Origin of the sequence: Streptomyces sp. SID14478, assembly GCF_010548525.1 — a bacterium.
In the GTDB taxonomy this organism is placed as follows: domain Bacteria; phylum Actinomycetota; class Actinomycetes; order Streptomycetales; family Streptomycetaceae; genus Streptomyces.
In genome coordinates this window covers 1-17,234 of record NZ_JAAGMG010000068.1, presented here as the reverse complement: position 1 = coordinate 17,234, position 17,234 = coordinate 1, and the positions used below count along the sequence as shown (strand labels likewise).

20 protein-coding genes are annotated in these 17,234 nt (G+C 71.7%); 10 read left to right on the top strand and 10 right to left on the bottom strand.

Going from position 1 to position 17,234, the window contains the following annotated elements; genetic code table 11:
* Positions 1-811: tetratricopeptide repeat protein (locus G3I40_RS02285; RefSeq protein WP_164300452.1), on the top strand; the 811-nt coding region annotated here is incomplete at its 5' end.
* A gap of 15 nt (positions 812-826) precedes the next feature.
* Here the strand turns inward: G3I40_RS02285 and G3I40_RS02280 are convergent.
* The 3 genes from G3I40_RS02280 to mca form a co-directional block, all read right to left on the bottom strand.
* A complete protein-coding gene (locus tag G3I40_RS02280) occupies positions 827-1,396 on the bottom strand; it encodes a dihydrofolate reductase family protein (protein ID WP_164300454.1) in 570 nt (189 codons plus the stop codon).
* 158 nt (positions 1,397-1,554) lie between these two features.
* Entirely contained in the window at positions 1,555-1,794 is a 240-nt protein-coding gene (locus G3I40_RS02275) for a hypothetical protein (RefSeq protein ID WP_164300451.1), read from the bottom strand.
* Positions 1,787-2,668: a mycothiol conjugate amidase Mca gene (mca, locus tag G3I40_RS02270; protein ID WP_164300450.1), complete on the bottom strand. Its 882-nt coding sequence runs from the start codon at positions 2,666-2,668 to the stop codon at positions 1,787-1,789. Before mca ends, G3I40_RS02275 begins: the two co-directional genes overlap by 8 nt.
* 187 nt (positions 2,669-2,855) lie before the next feature.
* On the opposite strand from mca, the gene G3I40_RS02265 reads away from it, so the two are divergent.
* Both G3I40_RS02265 and greA read left to right on the top strand, forming a co-directional pair.
* A complete protein-coding gene (locus G3I40_RS02265) occupies positions 2,856-3,263 on the top strand; it encodes a DUF4307 domain-containing protein (RefSeq protein WP_164300449.1) in 408 nt (135 codons plus the stop codon).
* Positions 3,264-3,436: 173 nt separating this feature from the next.
* Positions 3,437-3,934, top strand: coding sequence for a transcription elongation factor GreA (greA, locus tag G3I40_RS02260; RefSeq protein ID WP_164300448.1), 498 nt, complete (start codon positions 3,437-3,439; stop codon positions 3,932-3,934).
* Positions 3,935-4,006: 72 nt separating this feature from the next.
* Here the strand turns inward: greA and G3I40_RS02255 are convergent, their stop codons facing one another.
* From G3I40_RS02255 to ilvA, 3 genes are all read right to left on the bottom strand, one after another.
* Positions 4,007-4,864 (bottom strand): ABC transporter permease, encoded by an 858-nt coding sequence (locus G3I40_RS02255; RefSeq protein ID WP_164300447.1) that lies wholly within the window; start codon positions 4,862-4,864, stop codon positions 4,007-4,009.
* Positions 4,861-5,844 carry an ATP-binding cassette domain-containing protein gene (locus G3I40_RS02250; RefSeq protein ID WP_164300446.1) on the bottom strand — a complete coding sequence of 328 codons (984 nt, stop codon included), beginning with the start codon at positions 5,842-5,844 and terminating at the stop codon, positions 4,861-4,863. Before G3I40_RS02250 ends, G3I40_RS02255 begins: the two co-directional genes overlap by 4 nt.
* A gap of 192 nt (positions 5,845-6,036) precedes the next feature.
* Complete coding sequence (ilvA, locus tag G3I40_RS02245) at positions 6,037-7,278, bottom strand: threonine ammonia-lyase (protein ID WP_164300445.1); 1,242 nt, start codon at positions 7,276-7,278, stop codon at positions 6,037-6,039.
* A 175-nt stretch (positions 7,279-7,453) separates the two neighbouring features.
* On the opposite strand from ilvA, the gene G3I40_RS02240 reads away from it, so the two are divergent.
* From G3I40_RS02240 to G3I40_RS46830, 3 genes are all read left to right on the top strand, one after another.
* On the top strand, positions 7,454-7,942 hold the full coding sequence (locus G3I40_RS02240) for a MarR family transcriptional regulator (protein ID WP_164300453.1): 489 nt from the start codon (positions 7,454-7,456) through the stop codon (positions 7,940-7,942).
* Between the two features lie 75 nt (positions 7,943-8,017).
* Positions 8,018-8,497: a sigma factor-like helix-turn-helix DNA-binding protein gene (locus tag G3I40_RS46835; protein ID WP_164300444.1), complete on the top strand. Its 480-nt coding sequence runs from the start codon at positions 8,018-8,020 to the stop codon at positions 8,495-8,497.
* Positions 8,498-8,513: 16 nt separating this feature from the next.
* Positions 8,514-8,768 carry a hypothetical protein gene (locus G3I40_RS46830; protein ID WP_164300443.1) on the top strand — a complete coding sequence of 85 codons (255 nt, stop codon included), beginning with the start codon at positions 8,514-8,516 and terminating at the stop codon, positions 8,766-8,768.
* 7 nt (positions 8,769-8,775) lie between these two features.
* Here the strand turns inward: G3I40_RS46830 and G3I40_RS02225 are convergent, their stop codons facing one another.
* On the bottom strand, positions 8,776-9,948 hold the full coding sequence (locus G3I40_RS02225) for a cystathionine gamma-synthase (protein WP_164300442.1): 1,173 nt from the start codon (positions 9,946-9,948) through the stop codon (positions 8,776-8,778).
* A gap of 56 nt (positions 9,949-10,004) precedes the next feature.
* On the opposite strand from G3I40_RS02225, the gene G3I40_RS02220 reads away from it, so the two are divergent.
* The 3 genes from G3I40_RS02220 to G3I40_RS02210 all read left to right on the top strand — a co-directional run bounded on the left by G3I40_RS02220 (position 10,005) and on the right by G3I40_RS02210 (position 13,976).
* Positions 10,005-11,102 carry a hypothetical protein gene (locus G3I40_RS02220; protein WP_164300441.1) on the top strand — a complete coding sequence of 366 codons (1,098 nt, stop codon included), beginning with the start codon at positions 10,005-10,007 and terminating at the stop codon, positions 11,100-11,102.
* Between the two features lie 190 nt (positions 11,103-11,292).
* Positions 11,293-12,915, top strand: a complete 1,623-nt coding sequence (locus tag G3I40_RS02215) for a M48 family metalloprotease (protein WP_343244798.1) — start codon at positions 11,293-11,295, stop codon at positions 12,913-12,915.
* Positions 12,915-13,976 (top strand): hypothetical protein, encoded by a 1,062-nt coding sequence (locus tag G3I40_RS02210; protein WP_164300439.1) that lies wholly within the window; start codon positions 12,915-12,917, stop codon positions 13,974-13,976. Before G3I40_RS02215 ends, G3I40_RS02210 begins: the two co-directional genes overlap by 1 nt.
* A gap of 154 nt (positions 13,977-14,130) precedes the next feature.
* Here the strand turns inward: G3I40_RS02210 and G3I40_RS02205 are convergent, their stop codons facing one another.
* The 3 genes from G3I40_RS02205 to G3I40_RS02195 form a co-directional block, all read right to left on the bottom strand.
* Positions 14,131-14,520, bottom strand: a complete 390-nt coding sequence (locus G3I40_RS02205; protein WP_164300438.1) for a VOC family protein — start codon at positions 14,518-14,520, stop codon at positions 14,131-14,133.
* Between the two features lie 93 nt (positions 14,521-14,613).
* Positions 14,614-14,952: a DUF1330 domain-containing protein gene (locus G3I40_RS02200; RefSeq protein WP_164300437.1), complete on the bottom strand. Its 339-nt coding sequence runs from the start codon at positions 14,950-14,952 to the stop codon at positions 14,614-14,616.
* 142 nt (positions 14,953-15,094) lie between these two features.
* The gene (locus tag G3I40_RS02195) at positions 15,095-16,138 is read right to left on the bottom strand and encodes an NAD(P)-dependent alcohol dehydrogenase (RefSeq protein WP_164300436.1); all 1,044 of its coding nucleotides are present in this window, start codon (positions 16,136-16,138) and stop codon (positions 15,095-15,097) included.
* 117 nt (positions 16,139-16,255) lie between these two features.
* On the opposite strand from G3I40_RS02195, the gene G3I40_RS02190 reads away from it, so the two are divergent.
* Positions 16,256-17,176, top strand: coding sequence for a helix-turn-helix transcriptional regulator (locus G3I40_RS02190; RefSeq protein WP_164300435.1), 921 nt, complete (start codon positions 16,256-16,258; stop codon positions 17,174-17,176).
* Positions 17,177-17,234: the final 58 nt, after the last annotated feature.

The window sequence follows — 17,234 nt, the reverse complement described above, 5'->3', positions numbered from 1 at the left end:
CGGCCGCACGCGCGACGGCCGCGGCGAGGCGTGGGCGATGACCCAGCTGGCCCGCGCCCGCCTCGTCGACGGCGACGCGTCGGCGGCCGTCGACGGGCTGCGCCAGGCGGTGTCGCGGCACCGCGACAACGAGGACGCGCGGGGCGAGGCCTGGACGTACTACTACCTGGGCCAGGCCCTGGAGGAGACCGGCAACCTCGACCAGGCGGTGCGCGAGCTGGAGCGGTCCCGCACGATGTTCTCCCGGATGCGCGACGTCTACGGCCTGGCGTGCGCCCGCCACCACTCGGCGCGGGTCACCCGCGACCAACGGGCCGCGCAGACGGGGTCGTTGCGCAACTCCGGCTTCGCCCGCCAGCTCCTCGTCGACGCCCGCGCCGACTTCCAGCGCATCGGCGTCGCGCACGGCGAGGCGTGGACGTGCCTGGAGCTGGCGGTCGTCGACGCGGGCAACGCCCGGCTCGCCCAGGCGATGACCCTGTGCGAGGAAGCGGCGGCGCTGTTCGCCTCGTACGGCGACCGCAGGGGCGAGGACTGGGCGGTGTTCCTGCGCTGCACTTTCCTCCCCTACGCCTCCCCCGGCGGCTCGGAGGTCGGCGCGGCGGTCGCCCAGGAGGAGCTGGCCCAGCTCTCCCGCACCCCCAACCCCACCCGCGACGGCAAGCTCGACGACTACGTGGAGGCGTACGGGCTGCTGCTGGAGCGGGGTGTCGAGCTGGACGCGGGCTGGCAGGCCTGGCGCCTCGGCATGGTGCCGAACCGGCACGCGCGGGACGTGATGGGGGTGGTGGTCGGCGCGGCCGGTCGCTGAGCGGACGCGGCGCCGCTACGCCGTGCGCACCCGGTACTGCAGGTGCAGCACCCGGTTCCCCTGGATCACCACGTGCGGGTCCTCCAGGAGCTGCTGGGCGTCGGCGGAGCCGAAATAGCGCTTGCCCTTGCCGAAGAAGACGGGGGCGACGTCCATGGCGACCACGTCGACGAGGCCGAGCGCGAAGGCCTGGCCGCCGATGTCGCCGGCCGTGAGCGCCACGGTCCGGCCGGCGGCGAGTTCCTTGGCCTTGGCGATGGCCTCGGGCACGTCCGTGGCGAAGTGGTAGTGGGACGCCTCGGGGTGCCAGTCCGCGGGCCGGGGCCGGTGCGAGACCACGACGACGTGCTCGCCGGCCGGCGGCTTCGCGTCCCAGCCGTTCGTGTAGTCGAAGAGGTTGCGGCCCATCACGGTCACGCCGAGGCTGTCCCACAGGGGCCGGGTGTAGTCCGCGGACGCCTTGGACACCCGGAAGCCGCCGTCGTCGCCCAGCGGCGACTCGCCGTTGCCGTACCAGTCGAACAGCGGGCCCACCTGGTCCTCGGGGTCGGCGATGAAGCCGTCCACGGAGACGACCGCGTGCATCATCACAAGGCTGGTCTCAGTGCTCGTCACAGGGTTCATACCCGTACGACCCGCGACGCCGCCGAAACTCATCGGCGGGGCGCGGTCGGGGTCCCCCCTGCCCGGACCGGGCCGAGGGCGGGAAGGACCCGGTCACCGGCCACGGCGGCGCCGTCGGGTCAGGCCGAGCTGCGCGCGTCGTCGCCGGGCGCGGGGGCGGCGGAGTCCGCGCCCTTCTCCTTGAAGTCGACCTTGCGCATGTGCCTGTTCATCGACTTCATCAGCCCCCAGACGGCCAGGGCCATCACCGCGAAGACGATGAACCCGAGCACACCCGGGGTCACCTTGTTCTCGTCGACCTCCTGGGCGGCCAGCGGGACGAGATGCGTCAATGCCAGATTCGAAGTCACATCAGGCATTCTGGCGCACGCCCGCGAAGAGGTCGTCCTCGGGGAGGGACGTATCGACGAGGGACTTCGCCAGCTCGTACTCCTCGGTGGGCCAGACCGCCTTCTGGATCTCCATCGGGACGCGGAACCAGCCGCCGTCCGGATCGATCTGCGTGGCGTGCGCGATCAGGGCCTTGTCACGGATCTCGAAGAAGTCGGCGCAGGGCACGTGCGTGGTCAACGTGCGCTCGACCCGGCCGAACTCGTCCCAGCGCTTGAGCCAGTCCGCGTACGGCGACTCCAGGCCCCGGTCGAGCATCGCGTGGTGCAGCGCCTCGGTGCGGGGGCGGTTGAAGCCCTGGTTGTAGTAGAGCTTCGACGGCTGGAAGACCGGGCCGAACTCGGCCTCCGGGTACTTCTCGGCGTCGGCCGCTCCGTCGAAGGCCACCATCGTGATCTTGTGGGTCATGATGTGGTCGGGGTGCGGGTAGCCGCCGTTCTCGTCGTACGTCGTGATGACCTGCGGACGGAAGGAACGGATCTGCCGCACCAGGCGCCCGGCGGCGGCGTCGACGTCCTCCAGGGCGAAGCAGCCCTCGGGCAGGGGCGGCAGCGGGTCGCCCTCGGGCAGGCCCGAGTCGACGAAGCCCAGCCAGTCCTGCTTGATGCCGAGGATCTCGCGGGCCTCGTCCATCTCCTTGCGGCGGACCTCGTGGATGTGGTCCTCGATGTACTTGTCGCCCTGGAGCTTCGGGTTGAGGATGGAGCCGCGCTCGCCGCCCGTGCAGGTCACGACGTGCACGTCCACCCCCTCGGACACGTACTTGGCCATGGTGGCCGCGCCCTTCGACGACTCGTCGTCGGGGTGGGCGTGAACGGCCATCAGTCGCAGCTGCTCAGTCAAGACAAGATCCTCGGTGAATAGGGCGCCCTGGGTTCGTCCGGCGCATGAATCACATGCTGCCACCTCGCAGGGGCGTCGTTGTGGGGTGGCGGTCGGGTGACGAGTGGAGGCTTCTATAGTGACCGAACCGGGGGGCGGAAAATTCCGGTGCCCCGATGTCGGCGGGCGAGGCGAGAGGAACTGGCGGATGAGCGCCGTGCAGCAGCTGCCCGAGGGCCGTTACGGATCCTCGCGCTCCGCCGACGCCCGCGCCGACCGGAAGCTGAAGATCGCCGCGATCGTGCTGGGCACCCTCTTCGCCGCGATGATGTGCTGGTTCGGCTGGTACTACGTCGCCGGGGGCAGCAGGTTCAGCGGCGAGGTGATCGCCTTCCAGCCGTACGACGACCATGTCAAGGTCCATCTGGAGATCCGCAAGGACCCCGGCACGAGCGGCTACTGCACGATCCGCTCGCAGGGCGAGGACCAGGCCGAGGTGGGCCGCGCGGACTTCCGTTTCACGGCGCACGAGGACCGGATCGACAAGGTCGTCACGCTGCGCACCACCGGTGGCAGGGGCACCACCGCGGAACTCGTCGGCTGTCACGCCGACTGAACCGGGTCGACCTGACGTGAACTGCACTGACCTGCGTTGACGTAAAACTGATGCCTTATGTCCTCCCCCTGCGGCAGCGGAATTGTTAGGCTCGTGGTTTCGCCCACCTGAGAGGGAACATCCTTCTGGGTAGGGCGATGCTTTGTATTCCCAGTACCTACGAGGAGCGACCTGTGACCCAGACCAGCGAAGACGTCACCTGGCTGACGCAGGAGGCGTACACCAAGCTCAGGGACGAGCTGGCGTACCTGTCTGGTCCCGCGCGCGAGGAAGTCACGCAGAAGATCGCGGCTGCGCGCGAGGAGGGGGACCTGCGCGAGAACGGCGGGTACCACGCGGCGAAGGAGGAGCAGGGCAAGCAGGAGCTCCGCATCCGCCAGCTGACCCAGCTCCTGGAGAAGGCCAAGGTTGGTGAGGCGCCCGCCGCGACCGGGGTGGTCGCGCCCGGCATGGTGGTCACGATCGCTTTCGACGGCGACGAGGACGACACCATGGAGTTCCTGCTCGCCTCGCGCGAGTACGCCAGTTCCGACATCGAGACGTACTCGCCCCAGTCGCCCCTCGGCACGGGTGTGAACGGCAAGAAGGTCGGCGAGGACGCCGAGTACGAGCTGCCGAACGGCAAGTTCGCCTCGGTCAAGATCCTCAAGGCGGAGCCGTACAACGGCTGACGCCGCTCGGGACACGGGCGAGGCCCCCGCAGCTGCTGCTGCGGGGGCCTCGTCGTGTGCGGGGTCCGCGCGTCAGGCCGTCGCGCCCCGGTACTTGCGCACCGCGAGGGTGCGGAAGACCACGATGATCAGCACGGACCAGATCAGCGAGGCCCAGACGGGGTGCTGCATGGGCCAGGCCGGGGACTGCGAGACCCCTGGGTTGCCGAAGAGCACGCGGCACGCCTGCACGGTGGCGCTGAACGGGTTCCAGTCCGCGACGTGCCGCAGCCACGGCGTCATCATGCCGGTGTCCACGAAGGCGTTCGAGATGAACGTCACCGGGAACAGCCAGATGATCCCGCCCGACGTCGCCGCCTCGGGCGTGCGCACCGACAGGCCGATCAGCGCACCGATCCAGGTGAACGCGTAGCCGAGCAGCAGGAGCAGGCCGAAGCCGCCGAGGACCTTTCCGACGTTGGTCGGGTCGTTCGATCCGGTGCGCCAGCCCACGATCAGCGCGACGATCGCCAGGACCAGCAGCGTGATGGACGTCTGCACGAGGTCGGCCACGGTGCGGCCGGTCAGTACCGCGCCCCGGGCCATCGGCAGCGACCGGAAGCGGTCGACGAGGCCCTTTTGCATGTCGTCCGCGATGCCGGCGGCGGAGCCGGCCGTGGCGAAGGTGACGGTCTGGGCGAAGATGCCGGCCATCAGGAAGTTCTTGTAGACGTCGGGGTCGGTGGAGCCCCCGACGCTCATGGAACCGCCGAAGACGTACGTGAACAGGACCACGAACATCACCGGCTGGATGACTCCGAAGAGCAGCATCTCCGGGATGCGCGTCATGCGGATGAGGTTCCGCTTGGCGACGACCAGGGAGTCGCGGACGGACTGGCCGAGGCCGCCCGCGGCGCGGGGTGTGCGCACGGATTCGGTGACGGCGCTCATGCGGCGGCCTCCTGCTCGTCCTGGCCCGCTTCTCCGGCCTCTTCCGCCACGTGGCCCGTCAGCGAGATGAACACGTCGTCCAGGGTCGGGCGGCGCAGCCCGATGTCGTCGATCTCGATGCCGCGCGCGTCCAGTTCGCGGATCACCTCGGCGAGCAGCTTGGCGCCGCCGGAGACGGGCACGGTCAGCCTCCTGGTGTGGCTCTCGGCCGTGACCTCGCCCTTGCCGAAGCCGCGCAGCACCTCGGCGGCCGGGTCGATGTGCTCGCGCTCGTGCACGACGACCTCGACGCGCTCGCCGCCGGTCTGCGCCTTGAGCTGGTCGGACGTGCCGCGGGCGATGACGCGGCCGTGGTCGACGACGCAGATGTCGTGCGCGAGGTGGTCGGCCTCTTCGAGGTACTGGGTGGTGAGCAGGAGGGTCGTGCCGCCGGCCACCAGCTCCTGGATGACCTCCCACAGCTGCTGCCGGTTGCGCGGGTCGAGGCCGGTGGTCGGCTCGTCCATGAACATCACCGGCGGGGAGACGACGAGTGCGGCCGCGAGGTCGAGGCGGCGGCGCATGCCGCCGGAGTACGTCTTGGAGGGGCGGTCGGCGGCGTCCGTGAGGTGGAACCGCTCCAGCAGTTCGACCGCGCGGAGCTTCGCCTCCTTGGCCCGCATCTGGTAGAGCTGGCCGACCATCTGGAGGTTCTCGCGGCCGGTCAAGTACTCGTCGACCGCGGCGAACTGGCCGGACAGGCCGATCGAGCGCCGCACCTCGTTCGGATGCTTCAGGACGTCGATGCCCGCGACGACCGCCTTGCCGCTGTCCGGCGTGAGCAGTGTCGTCAGGCAGCGCACCGCGGTGGTCTTGCCCGCACCGTTCGGTCCGAGCAGTCCGAGGACGGTGCCTTCTGGTACGTCCAGATCGACGCCGTCCAGTGCCCTTACGTCGCCGAAGGTCTTCACCAGACCTTCGGCGTAGATGGCGCCTGGCATGTGGTCCCCCATGGTGTGGGTGCTTCTACCTGTGTGGTGCCTATGAGTGGAAAGTCTAGATTTTTCGGGTCGTCGGTGCCCGGCGAACGAGTGACGCGAGCCACACGGTATCGCGATGTATCGCGTCTTCTCAAGCAGTTTTCCGCAACGGGGCGGTGGGAGCCGGGGAACCGGTCGGTGAGCGGCGGGCGGTCAGTCGATGACCGTGTAGCCCGCCTCGCGCAGGGCAGCGCCGACCTCGGCGCAGTGCGCGGGCCCCTTGGTCTCCAGGTGCAGGTCCACCTCCACCTCCGTGAGCCCGAGCCGCGGATCGGTGCGTACGTGACCCACGTCCAGCACGTTGGCGTCCGCCACGGACAGCACCCCGAGGAGCGTGGCCAGGGCGCCGGGCCGGTCGGTCAGGCGCAGCCGCAGCGACAGGTAGCGGCCCGCGGCCGCCATGCCGTGCGTGAGGACGCGCTGCATCAGGAGCGGGTCGACGTTGCCCCCGGACAGCAGCGCGACCACCGGGCCCTCGAAGGTCTCCGGCTCGCTCAGGAGCGCCGCCACGGAGCTCGCGCCCGCCGGTTCGACGACCAGCTTGGCGCGCTCCAGGCACAGCAGCAGCGCGCTGGACAGGGCGTCCTCCGAGACCGTACGGACCTCGTCGACCAGGTCGCGGACGAGCGTGAAGGGCACGTCGCCGGGGCGGCCCACCTTGATGCCGTCGGCCATCGTCGCCGGGGCCGCGATCGACACCGGGTGCCCGGCCGCCAGCGAGGGCGGGTAGGCGGCCGCGCCCGCCGCCTGCACGCCGATCACCTTCACGTCGGGCCGCAGCCCCTTGACCGCGACCGCGACGCCCGCCGCGAGCCCGCCCCCGCCGATGCCGACGACGACGGTGCGCACCTCCGGGCACTGCTCCAGGATCTCCAGGCCGAGCGTGCCCTGTCCGGCGATGATGTCCGGGTGGTCGAAGGGGTGGATGAACACCGCGCCCGTCCGCTCGGCGTATTCCTGGGCGGCGGCCAGCGTCTCGTCCACCACCTGCCCGTGCAGGCGCACCTCGGCGCCGTAGTCCCGGGTCGCGGCGACCTTCGGCAGCGGCGCGCCGACCGGCATGAACACCGTGGAGCGCACGCCGAGGAGCGAGGAGGCGAGGGCCACGCCCTGCGCGTGGTTGCCCGCGCTGGCGGCGACGACCCCGGCCGCCCGCTCCTCCGGCAGCAGCCCCGCGATGCGCACGTACGCGCCGCGCAGCTTGAAGGAGCCGGTCCGCTGGACGTTCTCGCACTTCAGGTGGACCGGTGTGCCGAGCAGTTGGGAGAGGTGGTGGCTGTGCGCCATCGTCGTCACGCGCGCCACTCCGGAGAGCATCTTCTGGGCGCCGCGGACGTCGTCGAGGGTCACGGCGGGCAGAGAGCGGGGCAAGGAGTCGGACGCGCTGTAGCTCATGACCCGAGTCTCGCAGCTCACGCCGTACGTCTCTCGGGATGTTCACGCTCCGAGACCGGATTGCGCAGCGCAGGGACGGCCAGCGCTTTCCCCGCGTACCCTGTGCCCCAATCCAGTGCAATCCACCACCCTCGCATGAAGTGAGCCCCCGGCCATGCCCACACCACAGGAAACGATGGACATGACGACCGCCGGCGACACCGGCCTCCTCGAATCGCTGCAGCACGAGGTGGCGGTCTTCGCCCGTCGTGCCGAACAGACCCGGCTCGGCGGGGTCGGGCAAGTGCGCAATTCGATGGACCGCGCCGCATATCTGCTGCTCAACCGTCTCGACAAGGAAGGCCCGATGGGCGTCAAGGCGCTCGCGTCGAGCATGGGGATCGACTCCTCGACGGTGACCCGCCAGGTCGCCCCGCTCGTCGACACGGGTCTCGTCAAGCGCACCTCGCACCCGGAGGACGGCCGCGCCGTGGTGCTGCAGTTGTCACCGCGCGGCCTGGCCCGCCTGGACGAGGTGCGCTCCTCGCGGCAGGAGTTGATGGCTCAGTTGACGGAGGAGTGGGAGCCACAGGAGCGCGAGCAGTTCTGCGCGCTCCTCACGCGCTTCAACACCGCCCTGTCCGCGCGCCAGTCGGGACAGCCGGCGGCACCGGCCGACTCCTGAGGCTCCGCGCCCCCGGGCGCACCGCCGCGGCTCCCGCCTCTTGACCGGGGGGCCGCGGCGGGCCTCATATGAAGCGTGCGCGAACGGCAGGCGTCGAGGAACGCCCGCCGGGCCCGGGAGTTCGAGGCGTTCGTCGCGGGCGCGGCAGGGCGGCTGCTGCATGCCGCCACCCTGCTCACCGCCGAACCGCACGACGCCAACCCGCGCGCCCGGGCGCTCCTCACTGCCGCCCTCGCCCGTACGTACGCCTCCTGGGACCGCCTGCGGGGCGAGGACCCCTACGACTGCGCCCGCAAGGACCTGGCGGTCCGCTTCGCGCGCGGGGCGTGGCACCAACATCGCGGGCGCGGCGGCGTATTGGGGCAGCTGACCCCGCAGGAACGCCTCGTGCTCGTCCTGCGGCTGTTCGAGGGCATCGGCGAGGAGCAGGTGGCGGCGCTGCTCGGGCTGCCGGTGGAGCGCGTACGGGGTCTGCACGCGCGCGCGATGGCCCTCGTCCTGCATCCGCCGCGCGGCCCCGCGCCCGCCGAGCTGCGGGGAACGGCGCCGGTATGAACCCTTCGGGAACGCCATGAGCCTTCAGGAACGCAAGGAAGCGACGGTCCGCGCGGTGCTCGACGCCGCGCCGCCGCCGGCGGTGCCGAACGAGCTGTGCGCGGAGGCGATGCGCAGGGGCGGGCGCGCGCTGTGGCGCCGGCGTGCCGCGTGGCGGCTGCTGTGGCTGGTGCTGGCCGTCGCCGCGGTGGTGTTCCTGGTGTGGGCGGCGACGGCGCGCCCGTGGGTGGAGCCGCCCTCGGAGACGACTCCACCCCTGACCGGCTGGTGAGCGCGCGCTACTTCTTGTCGAGCGCCTGCTGGAGGTCGGCCAGCAGGTCGTCGGCCGACTCGATGCCCACGGAGAGGCGCACGAGGTCGGCGGGGACCTCCAGGGCCGAGCCCGCGACGGACGCGTGCGTCATGCGGCCCGGGTGCTCGATGAGGGACTCGACGCCGCCGAGGGACTCGCCGAGGGTGAAGAGCTTCGCCCGGTTGCAGACCTCGACCGCCGCGTCCTCGCCGCCCTCGACCCGGAAGGACACCATGCCGCCGAACGCCTTCATCTGCTTGGCGGCGATCTCGTGGCCCGGGTGGTCGGGCAGGCCCGGGTAGAGGACCTTCGTGACGCGGGGGTGGCGGGTGAGCATCTCGGCGACGCGCGTGGCGTTCTCGCCGTGCCGGTCCATGCGCACCGGCAGCGTCTTGATGCCGCGCAGCACCAGCCAGGAGTCGAAGGGGCCTGCGACGGCGCCCATCGCGTTCTGGTGGTACGCCAACTCGTCGCCCAGGGCGGCGTCGTCGACGACGAGGGCGCCGCCGACGACGTCCGAGTGGCCGCCCATGTACTTCGTCATCGAGTGCACGACGACGTCCGCGCCGAGCGCGAGCGGCTGCTGCAGGTACGGGCTCGCGAAGGTGTTGTCCACGACGAGGCGGGCGCCCGCCTCCCGGGCGACCTGGGCCACGGCGGCGATGTCGGTGATCCCGAGCAGCGGGTTCGAGGGCGTCTCGACCCAGACGGCCTTCGTCCGGGGGGTGAGCGCGGCGCGCACCGAGTTGACGTCGCTCGTGTCGGCGACGGACCACTGCACGCCCCACCGCGAGACGACCTTGTCGAACAGCCGGAACGTGCCGCCGTACGCGTCGTTCGGGATGACCACGTGGTCGCCGGGGCTCAGCAGGGTGCGCAGCAGGCAGTCCTCGGCGGCGAGGCCGGAGGCGAAGGCGAGCCCGCGCCGCCCGCCTTCGAGTGCGGCGAGGTTCTCCTCCAGGGCCGTACGCGTCGGATTGGCGCTGCGGCTGTACTCGTAGCCGCCGCGCAGGCCGCCGACGCCGTCCTGCTTGTACGTGGAGACCTGGTAGATCGGCGGGACGACGGCGCCGGTGACGGGGTCGGCCGTGTTCCCGGCGTGGATGGCGGTGGTCTCGAACCCGCGGGGTCCGTGCTGGCTGCTGTGCGTGTCGCTCATGCCGCCCGAGAGTAGTGCGCCGGAGACGACGGGCGACCTCGGTTAGCTTTGTAGGTATGGGAATTCTCTGGGTCCTGATGGCCGTCCTGATGATCGCCTGGGTGGTGATGCTGCGGCGGCGCGGCGGGGGCGGGATCCGTCAGGTGGCCCCGGGATCCCCGGACGCCGCGGACCCGGCGGACTACGGCTTCCTGCGCCAGGAGGAGCTCGACGTCCGGCTGCCGGGCCCCGACCGGGACCTGCTGGACGTGATGGCCGTCGTGCAGCGCAATCAGGATTTCACCGCGGCTTCGCAATTGCTCGCCGGGACCGGCAAGGAGACCGAGACCCGCTGGGAGCGGGTGCAGGCGATCGCCGGGGCCGCCGCGATCGAGCTGCAGCAGACGCCGCGGCTGGGCGCGGGGTGGCTGCACGCGTGGCGCGCGCAGCAGCCGAAGGACGCGGGCGGGGCACAGGTCTTCGCCGAGTTCCTGGTGCAGCAGGCCTGGCGCAACGGGGGCACCGCGGACGAGCAGCGGATCATCCTGGAGGAGGCGCGGGGCGCCTGCGAACAGGCGGCGCTGCTGGCCCCCGGTGACCCGGTCCCGCACATCACGCACCTCGCGGTGGCGCGCGGCCTCGGCTACACGCAGTCCGAGTTCGAGCAGGTGTGGCTGAAGATCCTGGACACGGCGCCGGGGCACATGGGCGCGCACCTGGCCGGCCTGCGCTACTGGACGGAGAAGTGGCACGGCTCGCGCGAGGAGGCGTTCGCGTTCGCGGAGGCCGCCGCGGCCCGCGCCCCCCGGGGCTCCCTGCTCGCCGCGCTCCCCCTCTTCGCGCTGTACGAGCACATGCCCGACCTGAATCTGGTGCGCGGCTTCTACCAGAGCGAGGTCGTCACCAAGGCGCTGCACGGCGCGCTGTTCGCGGTGACCGCCGCCCGCCCGAACGACCCGATGCTCTCGCACGTGCGCCACCTGCTGGTCTTCTTCCTGGTGCGCAGCGAGCGCTGGGCCGAGGCGATGGAGCAACTGGTGCGGGTCGACGGGCACGTGGGCGCGATCCCGTGGACCGCGGAGTCCGACCCGGCGGCCTCGTACGCCGTGTACCGGGCGCTGGCGGTGGCCGGGTACGAGGCGAACGGCGGGAGCCCGGCGACGCTGCGGCACTGAGCCGTCGCGGCCCCGGCCACAGGCCTGTTCCCCCCTGTTCAGCGGGGGTGCCGATGGCTGTGCCATACTCCCGTTCCCCCCACACGTATTTTCGCGACGTCTTCTTCGTGACCTTGTCCTTCGAGACCTCGGTCCGAGGCTTTCTCATTCCCGTGGGGGGAACCGCCCGATGGGCTCAACTCTGCGCGCCGTGCGCGCTCTTGTGCTGCTGCTCGGCTTCTATCTGATCGGGTTCGTCATGCTGGGCGCGCTGGGCGCGTTCGACTGGTGGATCATCGCCGGCGGCCACGGCGGCGCCGGCGCGAAGCTGCTCTTCCTGACGGTGATCGTCGCCGTGCCGATCCTGCAGGGCATGTTCGCGGTGCGCGGCCCGCGCTTCGAGCCGCCCGCCGACGGGCTGCGCGTCGACGAGCGCCAGGAGCCGCGGCTGTGGGCCGCGGTGCGCGACCTCGCCGAACAGACCGGGACCCGCGCCCCGGGCGAGATCTATCTCGTACCGCACGTGAACGCGGCCGTCTACGAGAAGTCGCGGCTGCTCGGCCTCCTCCCGGGCCGGCGCGTCCTGCTGATCGGCGCGCCGCTGCTGACCGGTCTCGACGAGGCGCAGCTCATCGGCGTACTGGCCCACGAGTTCGGCCACTACTCGAACGCCGACACGCGGCTCGGCGCGATCAACCGCCGCGGCTTCGAGCAGATCTCCCGCACCGTCGGCACGCTCCTCGGGCGTTCGGCGGCGAAGGTCTCCGCGGAGCGGGCCAAGGCGGAGGAGAAGCAGGCGAAGCGGCTCGCCAAGGGCAAGTCGGCGCGCGAGGTCAACACCGGTTACGCCGGGGCGAGTTACCGCATCGCCGCCCGTCCCTTCGTCTGGTACGGAATGTTCTACGTGCGCGTCATGCGGGGCACGATGCGCCGCCAGGAGTACGCCGCCGACCTCGCCGCCGTGCGCATCGCGGGCCGCACCGCGACGGCCTCGGCGCTGCGCGAGATCCCGGTCCTCGACGCGGCGTTCGGCTTCTACTTCGACTCGTACGCGACGCTCGGCGCGGGCGCGGGCCTGCTGCCGCCGCAGGGTGAGGTCTACGGCGGCCTGCGCCATCTCCTGGCCGCACGCTCCGCCGAACTGGACGAGCTGCGGCGGCAGTTGCCCGAGGAGGAGCCCTCCCCCTACGACACGCACCCGCCGATCGCCGACCGGGTGGCCCGCATCGAGCAGCTCCCCGACGACGGCCGCGTACACGCCGCGTCCGGTCCCGCGCTCGCCCTCCTGGGCGACCCGGCGGCCGCGTTCGCGGCCCTGGAGCAGGCCTCGCTCACCCCCGAGGCGTTGGGCATGCGCCGCACCGCCGACTGGCCGCAGCTCGTGCACGAGTCGATGGCGGCGTACGCCGACCGGTCCGCGGAGCCGCTGCGCCAGGCGGTGCGCGACGTGAGCGGCGGCGACGGTTCGCTCGACGCGACGCTGACGGCGATCGAGTCGGGCGCGCTGTGGCAGATCGCGGAGCGGCTGCCCAAGTCGCAGGAGGCGCAGGCCGCCACGGGCCGGGCCGCCCGCGAGTTCGCCCGGCCTCGGCTGCGCGGCATGCTCTCCGACCTGACCGCCACCGAGCTGATCGCACGCGGCGCCGCCCACTTCGAACTGTCCTGGACGGACTCGGCCGTCCTGCGGCTGCCCGACGCCCACGCGGAGGATCTCCTGCGGGCGCTGGACGCGGCCGTGGCGGACGTGCCGGACACCTCCGGCCTGCGCCGCCTGCTCACCCCACCGGACCGCGTCCCGGACGCCGTCATCGACACAGCACAGGGAACGATCTGATGGCCCTCATACGGAACCTGCTGAACCGGCGCGGGAAGAACCCCAACCGCCTCGGCTCCTTCGACGACCGCCAACTGGCGGCGGCGGCAGCGCAGTTCGGCCTCGTCCCCGTCGAGCAGATCGACAGCGACGAGGCCATGGCTCCCGACGCGGCGGCCGAGCAGGTCAAGGCGGCGGTGCGCGCGGGCACGTGGCAGGAAGCGGCCCGGTACCTGGCCGACGCGGGCCGCGACTGGCAGGAGCGCGACCGCCGCTCCAGCCTCCTCGCGGAGGAGGCCGTCAAGGACGACGGCTGGCTGCTCGCCTGGCGCACGGCACGGCGCGAGGACCCCGACGCGGCGCTCGTCCACGCCCGCTCCCTGGTCTACCTGGCCTGGGAGATCCGCGGCAACGCGCAGGCCCAGGGCACCACCCGTGAGCAGTTCGACGGCTTCCACCGGGTCCTCGGCCAGGCCCGCGAGGCGTTCGGCGCGGCGCAGGCGGTGGCGGGCGACGACCCGTGCCCCTTCGTCGCGGAGATGCCGCTCGCGATGGGCCTCGGCTATCCGCACGAGGCGTTCGAGAAGATCTGGGCCGAGGTGGAGAAGCGGGACCCGCACCACCTGGCCGCCCACCACGCGGCGTTGCAGTACTGGTGCGCGAAGTGGCGGGGCTCGCACGAGGAGGCCGAGGCGTTCGGCAGGGCGGCCGCGGCGAAGAGCACGCCGGGCGACCTCCTGTCGACGGTCGTCCTGACCGCCTACTTCGAGTACGAGATCAGCCACCAGGACCTCAACCCGGGCGAGTACTACCGCGGCCCGCACATCGTCGCCGCCACCGACGCCGCGCTGGCCGACGTGGCCGCGGCGCACGAGAAGAACCCGCACGACCGCCGCCTCCCACCGGCCCGCCACATGCTGGGCCACTTCCTCTACTCCCAGAACCGCTACGCCGAGGCCCTGACCCAGTTCCGCCACTCCGACGGCTACGCGGGCACGCCCCCGTGGTCGTACTACGGCAACCCGGCGAAGCGGTACGCGAAGGTGCGGGACTATTGCGCGGCGCAGGTGGCGCGGGGGTAGGCGGGCGGAGCCGGCTCGGGTTGAGCGACGAGGAGATCGTGGGGCTGGTGCGGGGCGGAATGGCCCCTTAGCCCAAGTCCCCTGGCAGTCGGGCCCGTCGGCGGGTCCGTGGCGCGCTCGGCCGGGGGGGCGACAGGGCGAGGGAGCGTACGGCTCAACCGGCCGTCAGGATCTCCATGTTGTGGCCGTTCGGGTCCTCGAAGTAGGCGGCGCGGCTGCCGTCCCTGGTGCGGATCTCGACCGGCGTCCGGTGGTGCGGATCGGCCCAGTACGGCAGGCCCGCGGCCCGGATGCGGCCGAGGATCGCGTCGAACTCCTCGTCCGCGACCTGGAACGCGTAATGCTGGGGCGTGATGCGGGGGCCCGGCACGGACTCGTCGAGTTCGCGGTCGTAGTAGGCGAGCGTGACGCCGTTCGCGACCTCCACCGGGGTGAACGGACCGTCCGGCGGCCCCACGCTGAGCCCGAGCAGGTCGGCGAGGAAGCGCGCGGACGCCTCCTGGTCGTGGGCGGTGACGATGGTGTGGTTCAGCTCTACGGGCACGGTGGCGCCTCCTTCATCGGTGGCAGCCACGCTAGGGATCAGCGGTGCCGGGCCGCATCCGCCGTGCGGGACCGGGCAGGTGGGCCCTTGGTCCTACGCCCCGCGCATCGATGCGGCCGTGCGCGCCGCGTCGTACCCCGGCGCCACCCCGTCCAGGAACACCAGGCTGCCGGGCAGGTGGTCGGTGCGCATCGGCAGGATCTCCTGGTAGGCGGGGGACGCGTACCAGGCGTGGGCCCGCTCCAGGTCGGGGAACTCGATCATCACGATGCCGCCGAGCCGCTCGCCCTCCACCCACTCGCCCGGCTTGCCGTGCACCAGGAAGCGGCCGCCGTAGGGCTCGAAGGTGGGCTGGACGCGCTCGATGTAGGTGATCACGTCCGGGTGCGGGGTGTCCGTGGTGTGCAGTACGGCCATCACGTAGGCGGTCATGAGGGAGCCCTCCTCGGGTCCGGCGGGATGGAAAGGATCCTGCCGGAGCCCGGGGAGGGCGTCGATTACCTCATGGGTCATACGCCCCTCGGGCCGTACGCCCCGCGGGCGCGCTGACCTGGAACGCTCGGACCTCAGGCGATCAGATCGTCGCCGTGTCGATCACGAAGCGGTAGCGCACGTCCGAGTTGACGACGCGCTCGTACGCCTCGTTGATCTGGCTCGCCTCGATCAGCTCGATCTCGGCGCCCAGGCCGTGCTCGGCGCAGAAGTCGAGCATTTCCTGGGTCTCTGCGATGCCGCCGATCATCGAGCCGGCCAGGGTCTTGTTGCCGCCGATGAGGGTGAACAGGTTGAGGGCGATGGGCTCCTCGGGGGCGCCCACGTTCACCAGCGCGCCGCCCGTCTTCAGCAGGCCCAGGTAGGCGCCGAAGTCCAGCGGGGCGGAGACCGTCGACAGGATGACGTCGAAGGTGCCCGCCAGCTCCTGGAAGGTCTTCTCGTCGCTGGTCGCGTAGTAGTGGTCGGCGCCCAGCTTCAGGCCGTCGTCCTTCTTGCGCAGCGACTGGGACAGGACGGTCACCTCGGCGCCGAGCGCGTGGGCGATCTTGACACCCATGTGGCCGAGGCCACCGAGGCCGATCACGGCGACCTTCTTGCCGGGGCCCACGCCCCAGTGCTTGAGCGGGGAGTACGTGGTGATGCCGGCGCAGAGCAGCGGCGCGGCCACGTCGAGGGACAGGCCCTCGGGGATGCGGACGGTGAAGGCCTCGTCGACGACGACCTTCTGCGAGTAGCCGCCGTAGGTGACCTCGCCGTCCTTGCCGACGGCGTTGTACGTGCCGACGTTCCCGGCGGTGCAGTGCTGCTCCTGGCCGTTCTTGCAGTTCTCGCACTCGCGGCAGGAGTCGACCATGCAGCCGACGCCGACGCGGTCGCCGACCTTGAACTTGGTGACGCCGGAGCCGACCTCGGAGACGACACCGGCGATCTCGTGGCCCGGGACCATCGGGAAGATGGCCTCGCCCCAGCCCTCGCGGGCCTGGTGGATGTCGGAGTGGCAGATACCGGCGAACTTGATGTCGATCAGTACGTCGTGCTCGCCGACCGTGCGGCGCTCGATGGTGGTGCGCTCCAGCGGAGCCTTGGCGCTGGGCGCGGCGTATGCGGCAACAGTCGTGGTCATGGTCACCAGCGTGCCCGATCCGACTCTGTTCACCCAGGTCACCGCTTTGCGTACGTCCAGTGGTCCTACTACTGACGGGGTCAGGCTCCCGGTCGTAGGACCGGGAATACTGGAGACATGGACGCCATCCCCGACTCCCCCGGCAGCCCCGAGCGGCCCGACGGCCTCGACCAGCGGGCCGAGCTCAGCGAGTTCCTGCGCTCGCGGCGGGCCCGGATCAAGCCCGAGGACGTGGGGATCGCGGTGGTGGGCCGGGCCCGCCGGGTGCCGGGGCTGCGGCGCGAGGAGCTGGCCCAGCTCGCCGGGGTCTCGGTGGCGTACTACACACGCCTGGAGCAGGGCAACGGGCGCAATGTGTCGTCGGAGGTGCTCGACGCGATCGCGCGCGCCCTGCGGCTGACCGACGCCGAGCACGCGCACCTCACGCATCTGGCCAAGCCGAGGCAGCAGCGCAGGAAGCACCGGGCGCCCCGGCGCCAGCAGGTGCGCACCGGGCTGCGGCAGCTCCTCGACTCGATGGAGGGGGTGCCCGCGTACATCGGCGGGGCGCGCTCGGAGATCCTCGCCTGGAACCGGATGGCGGCGGCCCTGTTCGGCGACTGGGGCACGATGCCGCCCGGCGAGCGCAACTGGGCGCGGCTGACGTTCCTGAACCCGGACTACCGGGAGCTGTTCCGCGACTGGGAGTCGAAGGCGTCCGACATGGTCAGCTACCTGCGGCTGTACGCGGGCAAGCACCCGGACGACCCGGACCTGTCGGCGCTCGTCGGTGAACTCTCCGTCAAGAGCGAGGAGTTCAGGAAGCTGTGGGCGACGCACGACGTGAAGGAGAAGGGGCACGGCGTGAAGCGGATGCGGCATCCGCTGGTGGGTGAGCTGACGCTGTCGTACGAGACGCTGCACCTGCCGGACGACGACGGACAGTTCCTGTCCGTGTACCACGCGGAGCCGGGTTCGCCGTCCGCGGAGGCGCTGCGGCTGCTGGCGAGCTGGGGCACGGACGCGGTACGGGCGGGCAGCGGGACCCCGCACGCCTGAACCGGCCCGGCCGCACCGCGTGCCTGTCGGGCGCCGGGCGCGCACCGCCCCCAGGATC

Bases quoted from the DNA above. Each gene is read 5' to 3' on its own strand.
- G3I40_RS02280 (WP_164300454.1), bottom strand. From the start codon at position 1,396: ATGCACGCGGTCGTCTCCGTGGACGGCTTCATCGCCGACCCCGAGGAC.
- G3I40_RS02275 (WP_164300451.1), bottom strand. From the start codon at position 1,794: ATGCCTGATGTGACTTCGAATCTGGCATTGACGCATCTCGTCCCGCTG.
- G3I40_RS02265 (WP_164300449.1), top strand. From the start codon at position 2,856: ATGAGCGCCGTGCAGCAGCTGCCCGAGGGCCGTTACGGATCCTCGCGC.
- G3I40_RS02255 (WP_164300447.1), bottom strand. From the start codon at position 4,864: ATGAGCGCCGTCACCGAATCCGTGCGCACACCCCGCGCCGCGGGCGGC.
- G3I40_RS02250 (WP_164300446.1), bottom strand. From the start codon at position 5,844: ATGCCAGGCGCCATCTACGCCGAAGGTCTGGTGAAGACCTTCGGCGAC.
- ilvA (WP_164300445.1), bottom strand. From the start codon at position 7,278: ATGAGCTACAGCGCGTCCGACTCCTTGCCCCGCTCTCTGCCCGCCGTG.
- G3I40_RS02240 (WP_164300453.1), top strand. From the start codon at position 7,454: ATGGACATGACGACCGCCGGCGACACCGGCCTCCTCGAATCGCTGCAG.
- G3I40_RS46830 (WP_164300443.1), top strand. From the start codon at position 8,514: ATGAGCCTTCAGGAACGCAAGGAAGCGACGGTCCGCGCGGTGCTCGAC.
- G3I40_RS02225 (WP_164300442.1), bottom strand. From the start codon at position 9,948: ATGAGCGACACGCACAGCAGCCAGCACGGACCCCGCGGGTTCGAGACC.
- G3I40_RS02220 (WP_164300441.1), top strand. From the start codon at position 10,005: ATGGGAATTCTCTGGGTCCTGATGGCCGTCCTGATGATCGCCTGGGTG.
- G3I40_RS02210 (WP_164300439.1), top strand. From the start codon at position 12,915: ATGGCCCTCATACGGAACCTGCTGAACCGGCGCGGGAAGAACCCCAAC.
- G3I40_RS02200 (WP_164300437.1), bottom strand. From the start codon at position 14,952: ATGACCGCCTACGTGATGGCCGTACTGCACACCACGGACACCCCGCAC.
- G3I40_RS02195 (WP_164300436.1), bottom strand. From the start codon at position 16,138: ATGACCACGACTGTTGCCGCATACGCCGCGCCCAGCGCCAAGGCTCCG.
- G3I40_RS02190 (WP_164300435.1), top strand. From the start codon at position 16,256: ATGGACGCCATCCCCGACTCCCCCGGCAGCCCCGAGCGGCCCGACGGC.